Origin of the sequence: Brevundimonas sp. AAP58 (genome assembly GCF_001295975.1) — a bacterium.
Lineage (GTDB): Bacteria > Pseudomonadota > Alphaproteobacteria > Caulobacterales > Caulobacteraceae > Brevundimonas.
Window position 1 is genome coordinate 1 of the sequence record NZ_LJHU01000110.1, and the last position, 2,787, is coordinate 2,787.

The 2,787-nt window shown below is 66.3% G+C and carries 3 protein-coding genes; all 3 read right to left on the reverse strand.

Going from position 1 to position 2,787, the window contains the following annotated elements:
• Nucleotides 1–187: 187 nt before the first annotated feature.
• From dapD to argB, 3 genes are read right to left on the reverse strand one after another with little or no spacing between them, the layout of a single operon-like run.
• Nucleotides 188–1,045 carry a 2,3,4,5-tetrahydropyridine-2,6-dicarboxylate N-succinyltransferase gene (gene dapD, locus IP78_RS13265; RefSeq protein ID WP_054112149.1) on the reverse strand — a complete coding sequence of 286 codons (858 nt, stop codon included), beginning with the start codon at nucleotides 1,043–1,045 and terminating at the stop codon, nucleotides 188–190.
• Nucleotides 1,042–1,704 (reverse strand): pyrimidine 5'-nucleotidase, encoded by a 663-nt coding sequence (locus tag IP78_RS13270; RefSeq protein ID WP_054112150.1) that lies wholly within the window; start codon nucleotides 1,702–1,704, stop codon nucleotides 1,042–1,044. The genes dapD and IP78_RS13270 overlap by 4 nt, the downstream gene beginning before the upstream one ends.
• Nucleotides 1,701–2,627, reverse strand: a complete 927-nt coding sequence (gene argB / locus IP78_RS13275; protein ID WP_054112151.1) for an acetylglutamate kinase — start codon at nucleotides 2,625–2,627, stop codon at nucleotides 1,701–1,703. Before argB ends, IP78_RS13270 begins: the two co-directional genes overlap by 4 nt.
• Nucleotides 2,628–2,787: the final 160 nt, after the last annotated feature.

Sequence of the window (2,787 nt, forward strand, 5' to 3'; positions counted from 1 at the left end):
GACCTTGCCGGGCTATGGGCGTCGGCCCGCCAGGACCAGCGCACCATGTTCACCTTGCCCGACGCACCAGACTGGAACGATAATCTCGACCTCGACACATGGATGCCACCACAACGCGATAACCACTGGATCTTCTAAAGAGCAGTGCTCTCGCTGCAGCCTGTTGGCTAGTGCATGCTGCTTCGTATCAGTCGCGCAGCAGTTCGTTGATCGCGGTCTTTGATCGTGTCTGGGCGTCCACGCGCTTGACGATGACGGCGCAGTAGAGCGACGGCCCGCCGTTCGGGTCGGGTAGGGCGCCCGGGGCCACGACGGCATAGGGCGGTACCTCGCCGCGCGTGATCTCGCCGGTCGCCCGGTCGACGATCTTGGTCGTGGCCGAGATATAGACGCCCATGGCCAGCACCGCGCCTTGCCGGACGATAACGCCCTCCACGACCTCGGAACGGGCCCCGATGAAGCAATCGTCCTCGATGATGGTCGGATTGGCCTGGAGCGGTTCCAGAACCCCGCCGATGCCGACGCCGCCGGACAGGTGCACGTTCTTGCCGATCTGGGCGCAGGACCCGACCGTGGCCCAGCCGTCGACCATGGAGCCTTCGTCCACATAGCCGCCGATGTTCACGAAGCTGGGCATCAGGACGACGTTCCTGCCGATGAAGGCGCCCTTGCGGACGATCGAACCTGGAACGGCGCGAAAACCCGCCTCGCGGAAGTCGTTGGCGGTCCAGTCGCCGAACTTGTTGGGCACCTTGTCGTACCAGGGACCGACGCCGGGCGCCGGGGAGGACAGGCCGCGATCACCGCCGCGCATGATCTCGTTGTCGTTGAGCCGGAAGGACAGGAGCACCGCCTTCTTCAGCCACTGGTGGGTGGTCCAGGTTCCGTCGTCGCCGCGGCTGGCCACACGCGCCTTGCCGGAATCCAGAAGGTCGAGCGCGGTCTCGACCGCCTCGCGCGTCTCTCCTCGGGTCGAGGGCGTCAGCTCCGCGCGGATGTCCCAGGCGGCTTCGATGGCGGCTTCAAGCGAGGCGTGATGGCTCATGCGGCGTCTCTCAGGGGAAGAGGTTCGAGAAAGCTAAGCAGATCGGGGGTGCGGGCGTCGATCCAGTCGCCGATCTCGTGGCCATGGCCGTCGCCGACCAGAACCGTTGTCATCCCGAGCGCCTTGGCCGGAGCCAGGTTCCTCGGCGTGTCCTCGAAGAAGATCGCCCGATGCGGATCGATGGCGAAATGCTCCAGGAACCGGCGGAAGGTCGAGGGCGCGGGCTTGGGCGTCAGGTCCATGTCCTCGATGGCGAAGACACCGTCGAACAGTCCGGCGATCCCGATGCGCTCGGTCACGCGGGCCGCATGACAGCGCGCCCCGTTGGTCAGGACGAAGCGGCGACCCGACAGGCGGGCCAGGGCCTCGGCCATGCGCGGACTGGGCTCCAGACTGTCCAGCGGGACGTCGTGGACCTCGCGCAGGAACGTCTCCGCATCGATGGCATAGTTGGCCATCAGGCCGGCGAGCGTTGTGCCGTGCTCGTTCAGGAACTGCTTCTGCAGAACCTTGGCCTCGGGCTCGGGCAGGCCGACCGCGTCGATCATGAAGGCGTTGATGCGCGCCTGCACCAGCGCCATCACGCCCTGCTCGCGGGGGTACAAGGTGTCGTCCAGATCGAAGACCCAGGCGTCGATGTGGGACAGATTCAGGTTCACGCCTTCACCAGAGTGCCGGCGCCGTACTCCGTGAACAGCTCGACCAGCATGGCGTGGGGGCGTCGCCCGTCCAGGATCACCACGGCCTCGACGCCCGCGCGCACGGCCGCCATCGCGGTCTGCAGCTTGGGGATCATGCCGCCGGACGCCGTGCCATCGTCAATGAGGGCCTGCGCCTCTGCCACCGTCATCTGGCGGATGATGTCGCCGTCCTTGTTCAGCACGCCCTTGACGTCGGTCAGGAGCAGCATGCGCTTGGCGTTCAGCGCGCCCGCGACCGCCCCGGCCACGGTGTCGGCGTTGACGTTGTAGGTCTGGCCGTCCTTGGCGACGCCGATCGGGGCGATGACCGGCACCCAGTCGTCGGTCTCCGACGCGATCAGCCCGGCGATCAGCTTTGGGTCCACATTCGTCGGTTCGCCCACGAAGCCCAGGTCGACCTCATGCTCGATCAGGCTGTCGGGGTCCTTCTTGGTGCGGGTCGTCTTCTCGACGGTCAGCAAGCCTGCGTCTTTGCCGGACAGGCCGACCCCGCGCACGTCGGCTTCCTTGCCCGCCACTGAGATCCAGTGGGCGATCTCCTTGTTCACGGCACCCGACAGGACCATCTCGGCGACCGCCATGGTGTCGGAATCGGTGACGCGCAGGCCGTCCACGAAGTTCGACTTCACCCCCGCCTTGGTCAGCATGGCGCTGATCTGGGGCCCGCCGCCGTGGACCACGACCGGGTTCACGCCCATGAGTTTCAGCAGCACCACGTCGGCCGCGAACTGCTTGGCCACGGCCACTTCACCCATGGCGTGGCCACCGTATTTGATGACGACGGTCTCGCGGTCATAGACCTGGATATAGGGCAGGGCCTCAGCGAGCGTCTTCGCCGTCGCCCAGCCGCGCTCCTCGGATTGCCGTTCGGTCTCGTCCATGCGCGCGAGATAGCGGTCGATGAAGGGGCTGTCATCCCTGCGTTAAATTCGTCACTTAGTGACGGCGATGACGCGAGCTAGGCGAGCATATCGTGGCCCGCTCCCGCCCCCCGTCTATACCCCCGCCGTGCCCTGACAACGGGCTGTCCATAGGAAAGCC